This is a genomic window from Paenibacillus taichungensis (assembly GCF_050994985.1).
Taxonomy (GTDB): Bacteria; Bacillota; Bacilli; order Paenibacillales; family Paenibacillaceae; genus Paenibacillus; species Paenibacillus taichungensis.
In genome coordinates this window covers 3,135,687-3,155,032 of record NZ_CP194720.1, presented here as the reverse complement: position 1 = coordinate 3,155,032, position 19,346 = coordinate 3,135,687, and the positions used below count along the sequence as shown (strand labels likewise).

9 protein-coding genes are annotated in these 19,346 nt (G+C 46.7%); all 9 read left to right on the top strand.

Going from position 1 to position 19,346, the window contains the following annotated elements; genetic code table 11:
* The first annotated feature begins 21 nt into the window (after positions 1–21).
* The 9 genes from ACR1R9_RS13925 to ACR1R9_RS13885 all read left to right on the top strand — a co-directional run bounded on the left by ACR1R9_RS13925 (position 22) and on the right by ACR1R9_RS13885 (position 19,320).
* Positions 22–2,562, top strand: coding sequence for a diguanylate cyclase domain-containing protein (locus ACR1R9_RS13925; RefSeq protein WP_433923384.1), 2,541 nt, complete (start codon positions 22–24; stop codon positions 2,560–2,562).
* Between the two features lie 209 nt (positions 2,563–2,771).
* Entirely contained in the window at positions 2,772–4,355 is a 1,584-nt protein-coding gene (locus ACR1R9_RS13920) for a TerB N-terminal domain-containing protein (protein WP_433948938.1), read from the top strand.
* Between the two features lie 7 nt (positions 4,356–4,362).
* Positions 4,363–5,703: an ATP-binding protein gene (locus ACR1R9_RS13915; RefSeq protein WP_310852813.1), complete on the top strand. Its 1,341-nt coding sequence runs from the start codon at positions 4,363–4,365 to the stop codon at positions 5,701–5,703.
* Positions 5,700–7,913, top strand: coding sequence for a DEAD/DEAH box helicase (locus ACR1R9_RS13910; protein WP_433923386.1), 2,214 nt, complete (start codon positions 5,700–5,702; stop codon positions 7,911–7,913). Before ACR1R9_RS13915 ends, ACR1R9_RS13910 begins: the two co-directional genes overlap by 4 nt.
* 336 nt (positions 7,914–8,249) lie before the next feature.
* On the top strand, positions 8,250–9,203 hold the full coding sequence (locus ACR1R9_RS13905) for an EamA family transporter (RefSeq protein ID WP_076291079.1): 954 nt from the start codon (positions 8,250–8,252) through the stop codon (positions 9,201–9,203).
* 203 nt (positions 9,204–9,406) lie between these two features.
* A complete protein-coding gene (locus tag ACR1R9_RS13900; protein WP_076291080.1) occupies positions 9,407–9,832 on the top strand; it encodes a cupredoxin domain-containing protein in 426 nt (141 codons plus the stop codon).
* Between the two features lie 97 nt (positions 9,833–9,929).
* Positions 9,930–10,952, top strand: a complete 1,023-nt coding sequence (locus ACR1R9_RS13895; RefSeq protein ID WP_433923387.1) for an SDR family oxidoreductase — start codon at positions 9,930–9,932, stop codon at positions 10,950–10,952.
* A gap of 30 nt (positions 10,953–10,982) precedes the next feature.
* Complete coding sequence (locus ACR1R9_RS13890; RefSeq protein WP_326101785.1) at positions 10,983–11,618, top strand: prolyl oligopeptidase family serine peptidase; 636 nt, start codon at positions 10,983–10,985, stop codon at positions 11,616–11,618.
* A gap of 172 nt (positions 11,619–11,790) precedes the next feature.
* A complete protein-coding gene (locus tag ACR1R9_RS13885; protein WP_433923388.1) occupies positions 11,791–19,320 on the top strand; it encodes a fibronectin type III domain-containing protein in 7,530 nt (2,509 codons plus the stop codon).
* Positions 19,321–19,346 lie beyond the last annotated feature (26 nt).

The window sequence follows — 19,346 nt, the reverse complement described above, 5'->3', positions numbered from 1 at the left end:
TGAGAGGGGATTTTTCAGGCTATGCCCGAATCGAAGTCCAAGAAAGAAAATAATTTGCTTAACCGTACATTGCTTAATCAGGGTACGTACACCAATGATCCAATTGATCTAAACAATTGCGACAAAGAACCTATTCATATCCCCGGATTCATTCAACCTCATGGTGTGCTCTTGGCTGTGAGCACCAACAATATACCGACTATTGTACAATGCAGCCAAAATACGGAGGAACATCTCGGTCTTACTACGCAAGAGGTGCTGGGCCTTCCACTCGAACATCTGATTGGCAAGGATAATACAAGGCAGGTACTGGCACGCACCTTCAGTGCATCTGTAACATCAGACCTGCAATATATGGATCTCACGGTTACCGTTTCCGGACATGCTCAGGTCTTCACTTCTGTCATTCATGAAAGTGAAGGCCTGTTAATTTTGGAAATGGAGCCTTCCTATGAAAAAGGAAATATTGAAGTTAATGATTTTGAGTGGATTTCCAGCTTCTTCAGCCGGCTTAAAAGTACTGATAATCGGGTGGAAGCGAGTCAAATTGCAGCCGAGCAAGTGAAAGAAATGCTAGGTTATGATCGGGTCATGATCTATGAATTTGACGAACAATGGAATGGGAAGGTCATTGCAGAAGCGCGTGAGGAAGAGCTCGAGCCGTTTCTCGGCCACCATTATCCTGCGTCCGATATTCCCAAACAGGCAAGGGAATTGTACCTGCGAAATTGGTTGCGCACCATCGTGAATGTGAAATATACACCTGTCGAGATTGTTCCCCTGCTTCAACCTTTAACGGGCAAACCGCTTAATCTGAGCTTGTCGGTTCTGCGGAGTGTATCCCCTTTGCACATTGAGTATTTACAGAACATGGGTGTTGGTGCGACCGTAACCATCTCTCTGATCCATGACAACCAACTGTGGGGCCTGATTACATGTCATCACTATTCAGCCAGATATATACCCCATCGTATTCGTAACTTGTGTAACTTCCTGGGCTCCTTCTTCTCAAATGAACTGTTTCAACGGCAGCAGCTGGATGAATATCAGGCTGAGATCAGGTCACGTGAAGCGGCTACCCAAATTGCTAATATTTTTATTGGGAATACAAGTCCAGCGAGGATTATTGAAGAATTGCAGGGCGAAGAGCGGACCTTACTGAGTCTTATGGATGCTTCGGGAGCTGCGATCTGTTATCAGGATAAGCTGCTGCTATATGGCGATACGCCAGCAAAAGAGCAAGTACGGGAATTGGCTGCATGGCTGGCGGGCAAGTCGGAAGATTACAGTTATCACACCTCCAAGCTGAGTTTGGAGTATGATCCTGCTAAAGCCTACAAGGAAAAAGCATCGGGTATTGTTTATGTTGCCATATCCCCTGGGCAGCATCATTATATCATCTGGTTCCGGCCTGAAGTGGTTCAGCTTGTGGATTGGGCAGGTGATCCAGCCAAAGCGGTGATCAGAACCGATGATGGCATGCGTCTGTCTCCCCGGAAATCCTTCGAAAAATGGAGAGAGGTCGTCCAGTCTACCTCTTATCCGTGGACAACGAAGGAACTGAATGTGCTGCCATTGCTCAAAACCATCGTGCGTCGTCAGACGGAAAACCAGCTCGTTCAGGCGGAAGAGCAAGCGTTGCAAAATGCACGTATTTTACGACAAAATGAGCAGCGCTATTTGCAGTTGATGGAATTTTCACCGGTAGCCTTTTTTACGTTGACGGACGGGTTCATCATTTATTGCAATAACAAGGCAGCCGAACTGCTTGGTTATGAAAATTCCAAATCTCTCATCGGCAAGGATTTCAGGGGATTTGTGCCTGACAAGACGAAAACGATTTTGCAGCAAAACCTGGAGGAACTGAAGCTCAACAATACGCGTTTGTTTACCAACCAGACATACTTTACCACAGCAGCTGGCATGTCCTTACTGCTAGAGATCACACTGGCTTCTGTTACACATGCAGGCAAACCGTCAGTGATGGTGCTCCTGAACAGCGGGGCATCCCATAATGATCAGGAACATTATACGGAGACAACCAGTCAGCTCGAGAACTATCTCAACACAGATCCGTTAACAGACATGCCGCTTCAGACGATATTCAAATCCCAACTTCAGGATGATTGGAATGAATGTTTACAAGAGAAATGCAGTTTGGGACTGTTTATTATAGATATCGATGATTTCCGTTCATATAATGCATCTTATGGACTTCAAGGTGGCGATCTATGCCTCCAGTGGATTGGAGAAGTGCTGGCCGTTGTCAGTGAGCAGAATGATGCCATCATCTCCCGCCTTCGGGGAGGAACCTTCATGTTGAAACTGAAGAATGCAACATCGGAACGTTCAGCAGAGCTTGCCGAAGAAATCAGGCAACATGTGCTTGCACTTCAAATTCAGAGAGATCTGTCCAGTCCAAGTGATGTGGTCACCGTTAGCGTTGGCGGTGTGGTAATGGTACCTGAGGAGACGCTGATGATGTCGAATCTGATTGAAAAAGCCAGCCTAGCCCTTGCTCAAGCCAAGAGTGACGGGAAAAATCGGACGATCGTGGTTTGATATGAAGTTGGACTAACCTTGCTATAAAGGATGCAGATAGGTGTATAAGGGAAGGCATTTAAACTGGATATCAGTTTGAATGCCTCTCTTTTTTCTATCACAAAGGAAAGTATTATTTTCATCACCGCAGGCGCAGGACAAGTGTTATAATGATGAATATGGATACACTTGTTCGTATTCACACGGAGAGGACGGTGAAACGGAATTCAATGAAAGAGGATTCAAGACAACTGGAATTTATGGAGATAGATCTAAGCGAAGAGCCTATCACAGCGGCAGTCCCGGTTCCTGATCGTTCAACGATTGTCCGTGCTGATTTTGATATAAGATTACCTGGCGGCATATTGTCTTCTGAGAAAAGGTTTGTAGAGGAAGCAAGGCAACTCGTTGAAGTGGAAGGGGAGCAGGCTCCCTTTGTTCCTTTTATTAGTTATTGGCCGACTTATGGAGTAATGAACGAACCCCAGCGCCAGTGGTATATGTATTGGAGGACTGAAGTTCGGCAAGGACGTTTCCCTGACACGGATCTGTCCTATCTGTTTGTGCATATTTATGAGCTGATTAACGGAATTGGTTGGCAGGAACCACAGGAAGGCTTCAACCAATTAAAACAACTATGGATGAACTATCGTGAACGGCTTCCGCAGTTGGATGTGTACATGCAGGAATGGATTATTGATTATGATCTCGTACATGAGTTGAACATGTCATTATCCGAGATAGTGGAGCTTTCGAGTGGATTTCTGCCACCGGAGATTCTTGATAAGGAATTGCAACGGCTCTTGAGCAGCAATATATCGGATATCTCGCTAAAGCTGTTACAAAGATATTATGACTATGACATTACACTCAGCAAATTTTACAGAGATGGCGGCATGAAAGTTCTGGAACAGTACATTCCCCGAGTTATGGTTTTGGTGGATTCTTATATGCTGCGTACACGCATGGCAGGCATATTGGATCAGTTTGAGCTAAATCATGAAAGAACTATCGAACGTGCGCTGTTTCGAAAAGCCGTATATGACGAATCCATTTATGGAAAGTCGGTTCGAATGACATATGTTCCGATTGGAGAGCATGCAGATTTTATCCAGTTTGTAACTCGAGTTTTTCGATGCACGGAAAATAAATGCCGTGAACTGCTCGGCTTCAGAGGGCGACTTCGTGGAAAGACCCTTGAACCTGAGCTTGCAAACGTGATTGAACGTTATCTGGACAAGGCCTTTGCCGTCGAGCAAATGCCAGTAGTAGAGCAACCAATAGTTCGAATTGATGCGGAGAAACTTGCATCGCTGCAACAGGAAAGCGAATATGTGCGCAGAGCACTCATGATCGAGGAAAATCATACAACCGAAGATGAGGGTGCGAACAATGCGAGCAGCCAAGCTCCTATGGCGATTCAAAGTTCAACGGATGAAGCTGAAAGAGCTGAGGAGTCTAACCAACCGGAGGTTGGCTTTGAGGGAGCGCTTAAAACTGAAGGAGTTCAAGAAAATGGGAATAGCGAGCCATTATCATTACAATGGGAGGCGGATTTTTCTGCTGATCTGGATGAAGAGTGGATACAGTTCTCTGAAATGCTGTCTCCGCAGCATGTACAGGCAATTTATGCCTTGCTTGGTGTCAACCCGGATACGGAGCTGATGCGGGTGGCTGAGCAATATGGCACGATGCCTGCACTCCTGTTGGATGAAATTAATGATGTGGCCATGGAAACGATTGGTGACCTTCTGATTGATGGTGATCTTATAGTTTCGGATTATATGAATGTGTTTGAACATGTGAAGAGGTGATTGGGAAGTGGCAGAACTTAAAATACCGAAGCGGCTGACTACCGCACTAGTGAATTCGTTGACCGCAGGCGTTGTGCCACGAATCGGACTGGAGCAGATTGCTGTTGGTCGGAAGTCTGAAGTGGACGCGATTTTGCGAGATATGGACAATATTGCAGAAGGCGGGGCAGCGTTTAAGCTGATTACAGGAAGGTATGGGAGTGGGAAAAGTTTTCTGTTGCAGATGATTCGGAACTATGCGATGGATCGGGAATTCGTTGTGGCGGACGCCGACTTGTCACCTGAGCGCAGACTGGTGGGAACCAAAGGTCAAGGGCTCGCAACATATCGTGAGCTGATGACTCGTCTGTCTACTCGTACACGACCGGATGGCGGGGCACTGGAACCGATTTTGCAGAAATGGATCGCTGGTCTTCAGCAGCAAGCGATGCAAAGTCAGGGCTTGCGCCCGGATGATCCGGCCCTTCCTGCTGAAGTCGAAAAGCAGATCTATGCAGTGACAAACGAAATGCAGAATTTGGTGCATGGATTCGATTTTGCCAAGGTGCTAGCTTCGTACTGGAACGGCTATAAATTGGCGGATGATGACCGCAAACAAGCGGCTCTGCGCTGGTTGAGAGGGGAATTCGCAACCAAGACGGAAGCCAAGAAAGAGCTGGCTGTCGGCGTCATCATTGACGATGATAACTGGTATGACTACTTCAAATTATGGTCCGAATTTACAGCGCGGATCGGTTACAAAGGACTGCTGTTGTTCATAGATGAAGCGGTGAATCTGTATAAAATCACAAACAGCATATCCCGGCAAAGCAACTACGAGAAACTGCTTACCATGTTCAATGATACGATGCAGGGTAAAGCAGAACACCTCGGCATTTTTGTGGGCGGTACACCACAATTTGTGGAGGATGAAAGACGCGGACTATTCAGTTATGAAGCACTTCGCTCCAGACTCATCGATGGGCGGTATGCAGCAAGAGAATACGCGAATTATACCGGACCGATCCTGAAACTTTCGATGTTATCCCATGAAGAGATTTTGATTCTGTTGCAGAAGCTGCGTCAGATTCATGCCCTGCATTTTGGGTATAGTGCAAGTCTAACGGATGAGGATTTAGTTGATTTTATGCAAACAGCGGTCAATCGGCTCGGCGCGGATGAGTTACTGACCACACGTGAAGTGGTACGGGACTTCATGGATGTGCTGCATACACTCCATCAGAATCCTGAAGTGACCTATGCTCAATTGCTTGGTGAGCGAGCAGTCAAACCGGAGGAAACAGGAAAAGGAACGAACTCATCATCTACTGATGATCTGGATGATTTTCTAGCGGAGTTTGAATTATGAGTGAGAACCCTTTCTATCGACTGGCACCTTTTGTACAGGAATTTATTTATAAAAAAAGATGGGAATCGCTTCGGCCTGCCCAGATTGAAGCTTGCAACATTTGCTTTCATACCCCGCATCATATGCTGATTGCGGCAGGCACAGCATCCGGTAAGACGGAGGCGGCTTTTTTTCCTGCACTGACCGAGCTGCATGAACGGCCCTCCAAATCCGTGGGAATCTTGTACATCGGGCCGCTTAAGGCACTCATTAACGACCAATTCGAGCGACTAAAGGACTTGCTGTCCGAGGGCAATATTCCGGTATGGCACTGGCATGGAGATGTGCCTCAGGCAGAGAAAACACGTCTCATGCGAAGTCCATCCGGTGTGCTTCAAATTACGCCTGAATCGCTCGAAGGTCTATTGATGAATCGTCCCAATGCCATTCCGGCGTTATTTCATGATCTGCGGTATATCATTATTGACGAGGTTCATGCATTCATGGGAGCGGATCGCGGCATTCAGGTACTGAGTGAGTTGGCGCGAATTGAACGTATGGCTGGATGTAAACCGAGAAGAGTGGGATTATCTGCGACACTAAGTGATTATGATGCTGCTACAGCCTGGCTCGCTGCTGGAACTAACCAGGGGGTGGATGTGGTTTCTTCCCCCGGTGGCCGCAAGCTGCGTCTGCGGGTGGAGCATTTTTCGTTTCCGGATGCACGGGATGAAGAACAGGCGGAACATTTGCATAACGCACGTAAGGTCTATTACGACTTCATCTATGAGAGTACACATCGCAAAAAGGCTTTAATATTCACCAATAGCCGGACGGATGCCGAAGTCACTATACTTGAGATGCGGCGTGTCGCCGCACGGAGACAGGAGCGGGACGTATTCCATGTTCATCATGGGAGCATATCCGCGATGTTGAGAGAAGAGACCGAAGCCGCCTTACGAACCGGATCAGGGCCAGCAGTAGCTGCGGCTACCGTAACGTTGGAACTGGGCATTGACCTGGGTGAACTGGAGCGGGTTGTACAGCTTGGAGCACCTTATAGTGCATCGAGTTTTGTTCAGCGCCTTGGACGGTCAGGCAGGCGTGAGGATATGGCTTCCGAGATGCTTTTTGTATGTCCGGAAGAAGAGGATGAGGAAGCTCAATTGCCTGCTCGAATGCCATGGACACTCATGCGGGCTATTGCTGTTATTGAATTGTATGTAAAGACCAAGTGGGTTGAACCGCTTGAGGCCCGTAAGATGCCGATGGGTGTGCTCTATCATCAGACGATGAGCATGCTGAAAAGCATGGGGGAGGCTGAACCCAAAGAACTGGCGGAGGCTATACTTTCGCTCGCACCATTCGCGCAGATTCGTGTAGATCAATATCAGCTTTTTCTGAATTATCTGATTGAGACCGATCATCTGCAGTGGACAGAAGATCGGACGTTAATCATTGGGCTTACAGGTGAGAAAACCGTGAATAACTATCGCTTTTACGCGGTGTTCAAAGATGATGAAGAGCACAAAGTGCTGAACGGTTCCGAGGAGATCGGGTCGATTACAACCGTGCCGCCACCTGGATACTGTTTCTCTCTTGCCGGGAAACTGTGGAAAGTGGAAGAGGTCGATCATAAGCATAAATCTGTGTATGTGAAGGCGGCCAAAGGCAAAGTGGATACGTTGTGGCTGGGTGCGGGTGGGGACATTCATACGTCGGTTGTCCAGAAAATGCGTGAAGTACTATCAGACACGGTGATATATCCCTATCTGTCCCCGCAAGCGGTAAATCGATTGGAACGCGCCCGTCGACTTGCACGTGAAAGTGGTTTACTGAAGCAGGTTGTCATTCCAGCTGGAGGAGATTCCTTGTATGTATTACCTTGGGTGGGAAGCAAATCTTTCCGCACACTGGAACGTTTGATGAAGCACAATTTGTCTGACAAGCTCGCCTTGCGATCTGTTGTACCTATGGAGCCTTATTATTTTGTCGTGTCAGGCAAAGTGGATGGCCGCACACTTTTGGCCGAGATCATGAGTGAGTGTCGAGCAGCAGAAGACGCATCTGCGTTGCTTTCAGAAGATGAAGCGCCTTATCTTGGTAAATATGACGAATTTGTGGCTCCTCCTTTGATCCGAGAAGCCTTTGCAGTGGACGGATTGGATTTAAATGGTCTCAAAGAAGGGTTGCAGCAAACGTTAACATGGGATTCTTCATCTGTAAAATGACGCAATAACGCATGTTGTTTACTTTGAATTTGAATTAAAAAAATTTAAATTGTGAATCAGGGTTGACACCACCTCACCTCCCATGTAATATATGAAAAGTCGTCACACACGAATCGCAAACAACAAGTGCATATTTCATTTCGTATAACCTCGCAGGCCGAAAGTGTACACAGGGCGAGGGTCTCTACGGGAAGCCTATACTTCCTAACTACGATGCCAGGGAATCATTGTATTCCTTGCTCGTAGTTAGGATTTTTGCATTTGGATGGTGTCTGTGACCTTGGCATGGATCAAACATGCAGACGCATTTTTCGATCATCAGGAGGTTTATCTACAATGAAATATTATCTGTCCGTTCTCGCAGGAGCGATGAGCTATGGCATATTATCCACAATTGTGGTTCTGGCTTACGGCGAAGGGTACAAACTTGGAGAGGTCGTGGGCACACAGCTGATCACGGGCTTCATCCTGTCCTGGATGCTGGCATTATACTCGAAGTTTAGAATGAAACGGAAGTCACAGGCAGATGGAAAACCATCAGCAGCCGTGGCAAAAGCTCTTCAGAAATTAACGTGGAAGCAGCGTCTGCTATTGATGGCTGCAGGGACGCCAACGGTCATTACCGGTCTTGTCTATTATCAGTCTTTGCGGTATATCCCCGCGTCACTGGCTATTATTCTTTTGTTCCAATTCACTTGGATTAGTGTATTGATCCAGGCTGTGAGCAAACGTCAGCGTCCTGACAAGGTAACATTCCTGACTTTGATTATCCTGTTTGGCGGCACATTGCTGGCAGCTGGTTTTCTGGAACAGGGACTCGGAGAGTTTAACGGCTTGGGCATAGCGCTTGGCTTGATGGCGGCTGTAAGTTACTCCCTGTTTGTAATGTTCAGTGGTAAAGCGGTTCCATCAGCACATCCAGCGTTTCGCAGTGCCTGGATGGTTACTGGGGGTCTGATCTTGCTGTGCATCCTGTTCCCACCGACATTCCTATTTAACGGATTGATTTGGAGTCAACTGCTTGTCTTCGGATTGTTGCTTGGCTTCTTCGGAGCTTTTATCCCACCAGTACTGTTCGCAGTAGGTGTGCCTCATATTGGTGGAGACATGGCCGGAATTCTTGGTGCAGTTGAGCTTCCAATCGCGGTGCTGCTCTCATCCATTGTTCTTCACGAGCATGTGAGCCCATTGCAATGGATCGGGGTTATTGTAGTGCTCATTGGTGTAGCGTTGCCAGAGATTTATAAGTTACGGATGAGGCGAAGTCGAAATACACCTATATATTCCTGATTGGCGAATAGATAGAACTATAAAGACAATAACTATAGCTGAAAGAGCCTGAGTGATTCAGGCTCTTTTTTGATGAATATATTTATTGGACTAAGTGGCGTCTCGTCGATATGGCCCATTCGAGTCATTTTCAATTTTAACCGGATGGGGTATGCTGAAGAAGAGTTGCAATTGAATGGGAACATAGACAGAGGAGCGTTGAGATGAAAAGCTGGATTAGCAAAACCTGGCCTTGGCTTACGCTGGGAATTACTGTAGTTGTGCTGCTTGGATCTTTTATGGTGTATTTTATGGGCAAGGACATGTCCCCAGGTTCAGGAAGTGCTGTAACGGCCAAAGCCGAGACGCCGGAGGACTTGAAGGGATATGAAGTTATTGATGTTAATGTAAGTAACGACGGCTTTGAGCCTAATGTTATTGAAGTTAAAGCCGGGGTTCCAACCAAAATTAACTTTATCCTTACTCGTAAGGTTACGCATGTTAAATCGGTAGCGGCTGACAAACTGGGCATGGATCTTTACATGCAAAAAGGAAACAACTATTACACTGTAGACAAGGATGTCCAACCTGGTGAATATGAACTGCACTGCGGTATGTACATGATTTACGGAACAATTAAGGTCATATAATGGACAGGAGCAAAGATTCTTCAATTGAATCTTTGCTCCTCTTTTGTGTGCATGATATCATGGACTAGTGATCAATTTCATCTGGAGGTGGCCAAATATGAAAGCGCTATTTATTGGAGGAACAGGTACCATCAGCACAGCAATTACCGATCAGCTTGCTAAGCAAGGCTATGAACTGTATTTGATCAACCGGGGAAATCAAAATGATAATTTGCCTGCGCAAATCAAAGTGCTGCAAGCCGACATTCACGATGAAGCAAGAGTTGCGGAGCTGATTGCCGACCTGGAGTTCGATGTTGTCGCAGACTTTATCGCATTTGTACCGTCTCAGCTGGAGAGAGATTACCGTTTGTTTAAGGACAAAACGAAGCAGTTTATATTTATCAGTTCGGCATCTGCCTACCAGACACCACTTGCTGATTATCGGATCACGGAAGGTACGCCATTATCCAATCCGTATTGGGAATATTCGCGCAACAAAATTGCATGTGAAGACTATTTGATGAAACAGTATCGTGAAGAAGGATTTCCGGTGACCATTGTGCGTCCAAGCCATACGTATAATGAACGTTCTGTACCTCTTGGTGTGCATGGGGCAGAGGGAAGCTGGCAGGTCCTCAAGCGCATACGTGAAAATAAACCCGTACTTATTCATGGAGATGGCACATCTCTCTGGACCATAACGCATAACCGTGATTTTGCCAAAGGATTTATTGGCCTTATGGGCAACATTCATGCCATTGGTGAATCGGTACATATTACCTCGGACGAGTCAGTAACCTGGAATCAGATCTATGAGATTATCGCAGGAGTGCTTGGTGTCAAACTTCATGCGGTTCATGTATCTTCCGAGTTTTTGGCGGCGTGCAGTGATCAGGATCTTCGAGGCGGTCTGCTGGGAGACAAGGCGAATACAGTTGTATTTGATAACAGTAAATTAAAAAGGCTTGTTCCGGAATTTGTGGCAACGATCAGGGCCGATCAAGGAATCCGCAATACCATAGAATATATTCTTGCACATCCTGAATTGCAGACCGAAGATCCCGAATTTGATGCATGGTGTGACAAGGTGGTCGGAGTATTGGACGAGGCGTTGTTGAAAATTAGAGATGAGAAGTGAGGCGAGCATATGTCCCAAACCGGGCATCGAATGGTAAAGGAAATCACCAAAACCGTCACTTTGGACTATTTGCTGCACATTCCCGAGACGGCGGAACCGCTTGCTGCGGACCAGAAATGGCCTGTCATTTTATTTCTTCATGGTGCTGGAGAACGCGGTAATGATCTGGAAATGCTTAAAGCAAACGGAGTTCCGCTTATTGCTGGTCAGGACAAGAGTTTCCCATTTATCGTGATTTCACCGCAATGTCCGGTGGACGAATTTTGGGGTATGCATCGCGAAGCTGTTATGGCCCTTCTGGAACATGTTTTGGAAAACGAAGCTGCTGACCCGAACCGGGTGTATCTTACAGGTCTGAGTATGGGCGGGTATGGTGCTTGGGATCTGCCACTGTTTTACCCCAATACATTTGCTGCATTGGCACCTGTGTGTGGGGGAGCTGACCCTTCCAAAGCGGAAGAATTGCGTAATATACCGATCTGGGCGTTTCATGGGGCCAAGGATGATGTCGTTTATGTGACGGAATCCGAGAAGATTGTTCATGCGCTTGAAGCGTTGAACGCGGATGTGAAGCTGACGATATACCCTGAAGGCGATCATGATGCTTGGACCGAAACGTATGACAACCCGGAATTGTACAAATGGTTTCTCAGCCATTCGTTATAATCAATCAATCGTAAATTGACAATATTCAGCATTCTTAAGTATTTACTTTCGTTATTTGAATCGTTATAATCAAGAAAAAATGACACTTGTTAGGGGAGGCACCCCAACAGAGGACTTTGTTCCTTTGTTGGGGTGCCTCCTTTTTTTGGTGTGTAGAAAAGGAGAGCAGACGTTGAAGAAATCTGAGAAACGTATTAAAAAACAGGCCGAGCAGCTTACCAAAGTGGTGCTGGCATTTGCCCTGTTGTCACCCCAAGCCTTGTTGGTCGAATGGGGTTCAACGGCCGTTATGGCTGAAGCTGTGGAAACCATCAGTATTGTATCCGATACTTCCAGCATGAAGGCTGTTCAATCCTCCAAGGTGAAAGTGGAGATGAATAGTGATGGCAAATATAGAATTGTGCTGCTTCCAAATACAAACGTATTCTACGGTGGCGATACCGGGAATGTATCCACCATTATTGATCATAATGGAACGCCCGTTAATTTTAAGTCACTACCCCTTAATTATTATCGAATCAATAATAATGTAATCGAAATGTCCAGGCAGAAAGACAACGTTGAGTATATTTTGCGCGTGTCTATCGTTAATGCCACATCTCAGGGCGGTTATATGAAGGTGGAGCTGGAGGCTGTTAATCGCAGCGGCTCTACGCTGAATCTGGGAGGTACGTTCTATTGGGATACGATGGTGAACGGCAACGATGCTTCTCCGTTTGAAGTGATTGAGAACGGCTGGCGCAATTACAGTGGAGGTGTTCAGGTAACCGCTTTTTATGCCAACACGTATAACGTTGTGGACGCAGATCGCATTTTCATGGGGCAGTACAATAGCCCAGACAATGCACAGCTGACAGGTGGTTCCTCTCCGTCTTCCTTTACGCCAGGGCAGACCGTTACCGCAACGGATACCGCTGCGCAGTTCTGGTGGAACGGCAAAGCAACCGCGAACCAGGCTTCACGCAAATTTTCGACGATTGTGGGGATTGGTCCCAAAAATGCACCGCCTTCATTTTCACTATCGGCTCCGTCTTCGGGTCAAACCTATTACAAAGGGGAACAGCTCCAAATTTCCGGTACAACCCGGGATACGGATGTGGGAGATCTTCTGACTGTCAAATGGTCGATCGACGGAGGCTCTGAAAACATTCTGACACAGATGACGGCTACAGGTTCCAATCAGTCATTTAATACGAATTACACATTGCCGGATACACTCTCAGATGGTGCACATACGTTGCAAGTGTGGGTTATGGATGACAAGGGAGGAGTCTCCTCAGCGGGCACTGTCAACTTTACGGTGAAAAGTTTCGTTGTTCCGGGAACACCGTCATTTACATCAGTCAACAATAATAATCTGACGGTCAACTGGGACAAAAAGGCGAATGATGCTTCCGTGACGTATGAACTGAAAAATGTAACGACGAATCAAACGTTTGATACGGGTACAACAAATAGTCGGCAAGTGACCGGCCTTACACCGAATACTCAATATTCTTTTGCTGTACGCGCCAAAAATACAGTCGGTTCGTATACGGGATATTCAAGTTCAACTAGTAAATTTACACTAGCAAATGCACCAAGCGATGCTGCTGTGAGCCAGTCAGGTAACTCCGTTACGGCTAGTTGGAACAATAATGGCAATCCTGCGGGAACGAATTACAAAACGGAAATACGTAACTCCGTCGGACAAGTGCTTGCATCGGGTACAACTTCATCAACTCGTACTGAACTTGCGTTAACTGGACTTGCTGACGGATTATATAACGTATATGTAGCAGCAGTGAATGGAGAAGGCATACAGACTGCATTTACCTCTGCAGGTCAGATCACAAAGGACACGACCGGTCCCACCGCTCCCTCTATAGCAGCGGATCCTTCTTCTTGGACCAAGGAAGATGTCCTGGTTACGATTACAGCAGGCTCGGATGCCTTAAGTGGTGTACAGAAGACGGAGTACAAGCTGGGGATTGGGGGAGAATGGAAGGAATACACTGCTCCCATTACGGTTAATTCTGAAGGAAATACACTCATTATTGCACGCAGCATAGATGCATTTGGCAATACAGGACAGGAGGCTTCGGTTACAGCGCGAGTGGACCGTACAGCTCCGACACCTCCCGTCATCTCGTTAAATCCGACGGAGTGGACCCATTCGGCAGTAACGGTAACGTTAACGGCAGGTATGGATGAAGCAAGTGGAGTGGATCTTACGCAATATAGACTTGGAGGTGAAGGAACTTGGGTCGATTATCGAGAGCCATTTACCATCAATACGGAAGGAACAACCGAGATTCAGGCGCGAAGTGTGGATCGGGCCTCTAATGTCAGTGCATCAACCTCAGCCAATGCCCGGATCGACAAGACAGGGCCTGATGAGCCAAAGGTTACACTCAGTGATGATGAATGGACGAATCAGGATGTATCCTTTGAAATAACCAGCGGTGAAGATACAGGCAGTGGACTTGCCAAAAGCCAATATCGTTTAAACGAACAAGGCCCCTGGATCGATTACACTGGAGAAGTGAAGGTTACCAAAGAAGGACAAACCACAGTATATGCGCGCTCGCTTGACCAGGTAGGGAATGTAAGTACTGTTGCGAAAGCAATCATTCGATTGGATAAGACCGCTCCAACAGAACCGGTTATTACATTAAGTCAGTCTGGCTGGAGCAAGGAAGCAGTGCAATTTACGATTGCTGGCAGCATAGACGAACATGCCATTTCGTATGAATATAGTTTGAACGGCGCCCCATATATTGCAGGAAACTCAGGAGCAGTGAGTTCAAACGGTCCCAACGTAATTCGAGCCAGAGCGAGAGACGCTGTCGGAAATGTTAGCATGGAAATCAGTCGTACGGCTTATGTCGATCAGGTTGCTCCAACGATTACATTTACACCGAATGGACAGGGCTGGAGTGACACTAGTATATCTGCTACCGTTCAATATGAAGATCATGATTCAGGTATCAATGAGATTTCACGATTGTATAGTGTGACGAGCAGTACCGTATCGCCAGACAACTGGAATGAAGCCCGCTCGAATGAGTCTGTAATTTCAATTGAATCCGAAGGCATTTGGTATATCCATGCCAAAACAATGGATGTGGCAGGGAATACATATGAGACCGTATCAGCACCTTATCAGATCCAGCACAAGCCACAGCAGCCGGGAAATGCGAGCGTTACACAGATCAGTGAGACCTCAGCAGAACTTACATGGGATTTGCCGACAGGAGAATGGTATACCGACGGGTATCAGTATGAAATTATAAACCAAACGACGGGCCAGTCGTGGACACTAGATTATCCTAAACATACGCTCATTGATCATTCCCTGAGTGGTGGGCAAGTCTATGATTACGAAGTGAGAGTTCGAAACCATACTGGTATAAGTGATGCAGTATCTGTCCGTGCACTGACAATCCCCGCGGCCCCGGGATCATTACAAGTTCGAAAAGTCGATTCCCAGCCTGAACTGGCAGAAGTGCATTTCGATTCGGTTCAAGGTGCTACTGCGTACCGTATCACGGCAGCAACTTCGGATGGAAGTATTGTTTTTGACCAGATGATCTCCGATTCTTCCAATATTCCGTATATGACCAATCTGGTCCCGGGGAGCATTCATACGATTTCGGTCACAGCACTGAATGAGAGTGGCGCGGGAGAAAGCAGCAGGGTGGGATTCCTGACATTGCCTGCAGCACCTGGTGAATTTGCGGCAGTGCAGATTCGGGAGCATGAGATCTCTCTGGGATGGGAGACGGTAACTTCAGCTACGTATTACAGCCTTTCACGCAGTGGAGCTGGAGTCTACGAAGGATTGGAAACGGAGTATGTGGACGCAGGTCTGGATAGTGGAACAGAGTATAGCTATGAATTGCTGGCCGCAAACGAGACAGGAGAAGGTCCAGTAACAAGTTTGCAGAAGCTGCTGACATTGCCGGGGGCCATTGAAAGCTTGAGTATAGATAATGCTACAACAACGAGCATGCATCTCAGTTGGGATCCTGTAAGAGGCGCGGAGCGATACGAAGTCTTTGTGAATGGGGAGAAGCGGGAGACGCTGCTTGCTGGAACCCATGAATATCTGCTAACGGGATTAACTGCGGGAACGTTGGTTCAGGTGGACGTTCAGGCAGGCAATGGAAGTGGACAAGGTCAATCCAATCGAGTATCTGGAACGACGCTTCCCGAGAGTCCTTCAGGTCTTCACTTTGTTCAGCCGACTGAAACAGGAGCAACACTTAGATGGGATGCAGTCCCCGGAGCGACGAAGTACCGGATCGTTCTTGAGGGGCAGAGTTATGAGATTTCAGATACACAGATTGAAGTCCATCAGTTATCAGGCAGCCGCCACTATACGTATCAGGTGGAGGCCGGAAATGCTGCCGGTTACGGTGCACCCACAAGTGGTAAACTGCTTACTTTGCCAACCAGACCTGAAGGGCTCAAAGTAACACGTACGGATGAAACAAGTATTGGAGTAGAATGGGAATCTGTAAATACAGCCGAATCCTATATTGTTAGTATCAATGGGACGGAAGTGGGTCGGACTTCGGGACTTGCCTATAGGGCTGAAGAATTGTTGCCAGGCATGGAGTATTTAGTGGAAGTACAGGCCGTGAACACATCTGGAATCGGTAAGTCTGCCAGCTTGATTCGATTATCCAAACCAGCATCGCCTTCAGAAATTGTAGTTGAACCAGGGGTACATAATGCCAACTTGTCATGGGCGGCTGTAGCCGGTGCATCAGAGTATGTAATTCAACAGGGGAACAAAGAAATTTATCGTGGAACAGAGCTAACGAACCTTATTTCAGGACTTGAGGATGGAACGATGCATCATTACACACTTGTTGCAGTGAACAGACAAGGGACCCCATCCGAAGCGACGGGTATATCCATACTGACATTGCCTGAAAAACCAGTTGAGATTAAGGCATCGGAAGTGTCGGAAAACAGTCTTAGTCTGGATTTTACCAAAACAGGGGTAAAGGGTGCAGACGAATACATCATTGAACGAAATGGGCGAGAGATTGCTCGTGTGGATGCGAGTGAAACCCGATTCGTAGATGAGAATTTGTCGCCAGGCACGAAATATACATATACGATCCGGGCGGTTAATGAAAGTGGTTCGGGTGCTTCCCTTGTCTATGGAATAACAACTCAAACTCTGCCACTATCACCAGATGGGATTACAGTGATCAAGGGAACGCACACGTTTGATCTGGCGTGGGAAGCAGTACAGGGAGCAACCGCATATGAAATTCGCAATCAGACAACGGGGCAAGTTCAGACTGTGTCCGAACCATCGGTACATCTTGTCAGTTTATTGGATGGCACAACGTATGCGTTTGAACTTATTGTTATGAATGAGGATGGTCACCGTTCTTCTCCTGTTCAGGTTATTTTAATGACCAAACCCATATCCCCACAAACAGCAAGTATTGCTGCCGTAACCGATCAATCCGCAAAGCTGGATCTGAGTGGCAGCGCCACACGAGGCGCAGAACAACTGATCATTTTGCGAGATGGTATTGAAATTGATCGTATTCCGGCTGACAGTAATTCTTATGAAGACAATGACCTGACGCCGGGGGAGAGATACACCTATACGGTTAAGACTTCGAATGCTTCCGGCGATAGCGATGCGGGATTTGATGTTCAATTACGCACGTTTCCTGCAACAATTACGGAAACTTTGCATCCAGATGTGATTGAAGAGACGAAGGCAGTGATTAAGTGGGAAAAGGTTCAAGGGGCAGAGGGTTACATTGTAATGATAGCGGAAGATGAATTCACAACCATTACAGAGAATGATTTGACTGAGGTTACCCTTAATGGTCTTACCAGCGCAGCTCGATATGATCAAGTACAGATCATTCCTTATAATACAGCGGGTAATGGAATTCCAATGTTCGTTGCTCCATTTTTCACGTTGCCTCATGTCGATTCTATTGAGATGAAGTTATATCCGGAGACGGATCATGCCAGACTGGAGTGGGATTTCTCTTATTTAAACGAAACGTTTGTGGTTCTAATGGATGGTATCGAGCTGTATAAAGGCAAACAAAAAGAATATGTCGTAAAGGAACTGCAGGGTGGAACGAACTACTCCATCGAACTGTATACCGAGAACGAGCAAGGGGATACATCATATAAGTTTGAGTATACGTTGTTGACCAAACCGGAAGCTCCCAAGGAAGTGGAATATCGTTCGACACAGGATAGCATACAACTTCAATTCGAAAAGAGCCATGTCAAGGGGGCCGAACAATTCATCATTGAACGTGACGGTGCGGAGATCGGCCGAGTGTCTGTTGACGAGCCTTATTACGAAGCCCATGGGCTTGAGCCAGGTGTGAGTTATGTGTTTACCATCAAAACCGTAAATGCTTCGGGTAAGAGCGAGGTTGGCTTCAATCTAACAGCAGTAACACTACCAGGCAAAATTCCTTCTTCACCTCAAGTGGAAGAACGTACTCAGCATGGTGCAGATATTGTATGGGATATGATTCCTGGAGCAGCAGGCTATCGCATCTATCAGAAAGACGAGTTGATTGCGACAACAATGGAAACGTCGATACATGTAACTGAATTGAAAAGTGCCCAGCACTATTCTGACTTTTCTATTGTGCCTTTTAATGAGGCGGGAGACGGAGAGACAGTTAATGTACCTGAGTTCGAGACATTGCCATCAGAAGAATTCACTATTTCAGCGATCTCTCAGAGCACAAGCAGCATTGCGTTGAGTTGGAAGTTGGAATCTTTAAATGAAACGATCGTACTTTCCAGTAGTGGACGGGAGATTTATCGCGGAAAGGAACGAAGCTACATCTGGACAGGACTAACGGGCGGGCAGCGTTATGATGTCATATTGTGGACTGAAAATTCAGCCGGGGAAAAAAGTGAAAGCCAACAGGCCACGGCTGTGACTATGCCATATCCACCTCCAAGCGGAAGTGGAGCTGGTTCACCTGTAACATCCTCCAAACCGGAGGATGTTCAGTCCGGAGTATCCCAGCCTGAGCAAAGTGACAAAGTAGAAGAAAAAGCCAAGAAAGAGATCAAGTTCATTGATATTGGTCAAACATTCAATAAAGATCAGATTATATGGCTGGCAGAGCAAAACATCATTCAAGGTGTGAGTGAAACCCGCTTCGAACCCCGTCGTCCCATTACAAGAGCTGAATTCACAGCACTTATTGTGCGATTAATGGGTGTAGACACATCTGCCGAATATCAGAATGCTTTTCGGGATGTGAACGATCAGGATTGGTTTGCTCCTGAGATCGAAGCAGCCGTAAGTCGTGGTATGGTACATGGCATGGGGAATGGCAAATTTGCTCCTTATGCGCTGGTAACCCGGGAACAGGCATCAAAGATCATTGCGAATGTTATTCGCAAAATTAAGCCGGAACCCGCAACTTCACGTCGTGCCTTTACGGATCAGATGGATGTGTCCGATTGGGCCAAAGAAGAGGTTGAAGAGCTTGCTGGAATGTACATGCTTACCGGGTACGAAGACGGCAGTTTCCGTCCCATGCAGCATCTGAGCAGATCCGAGGCGGCAGCCCTGATCTTCCGACTGAACAAACTGATCCGTATTATTGAAGAAAACCAAATTGTGGGGGACGATGGACCGAGTATAGACGCTAAGACTAAGACTTCAAAATCGGAAGTGAACGATATAGATTGAATTAAATGTTAATTCATCATTTCATC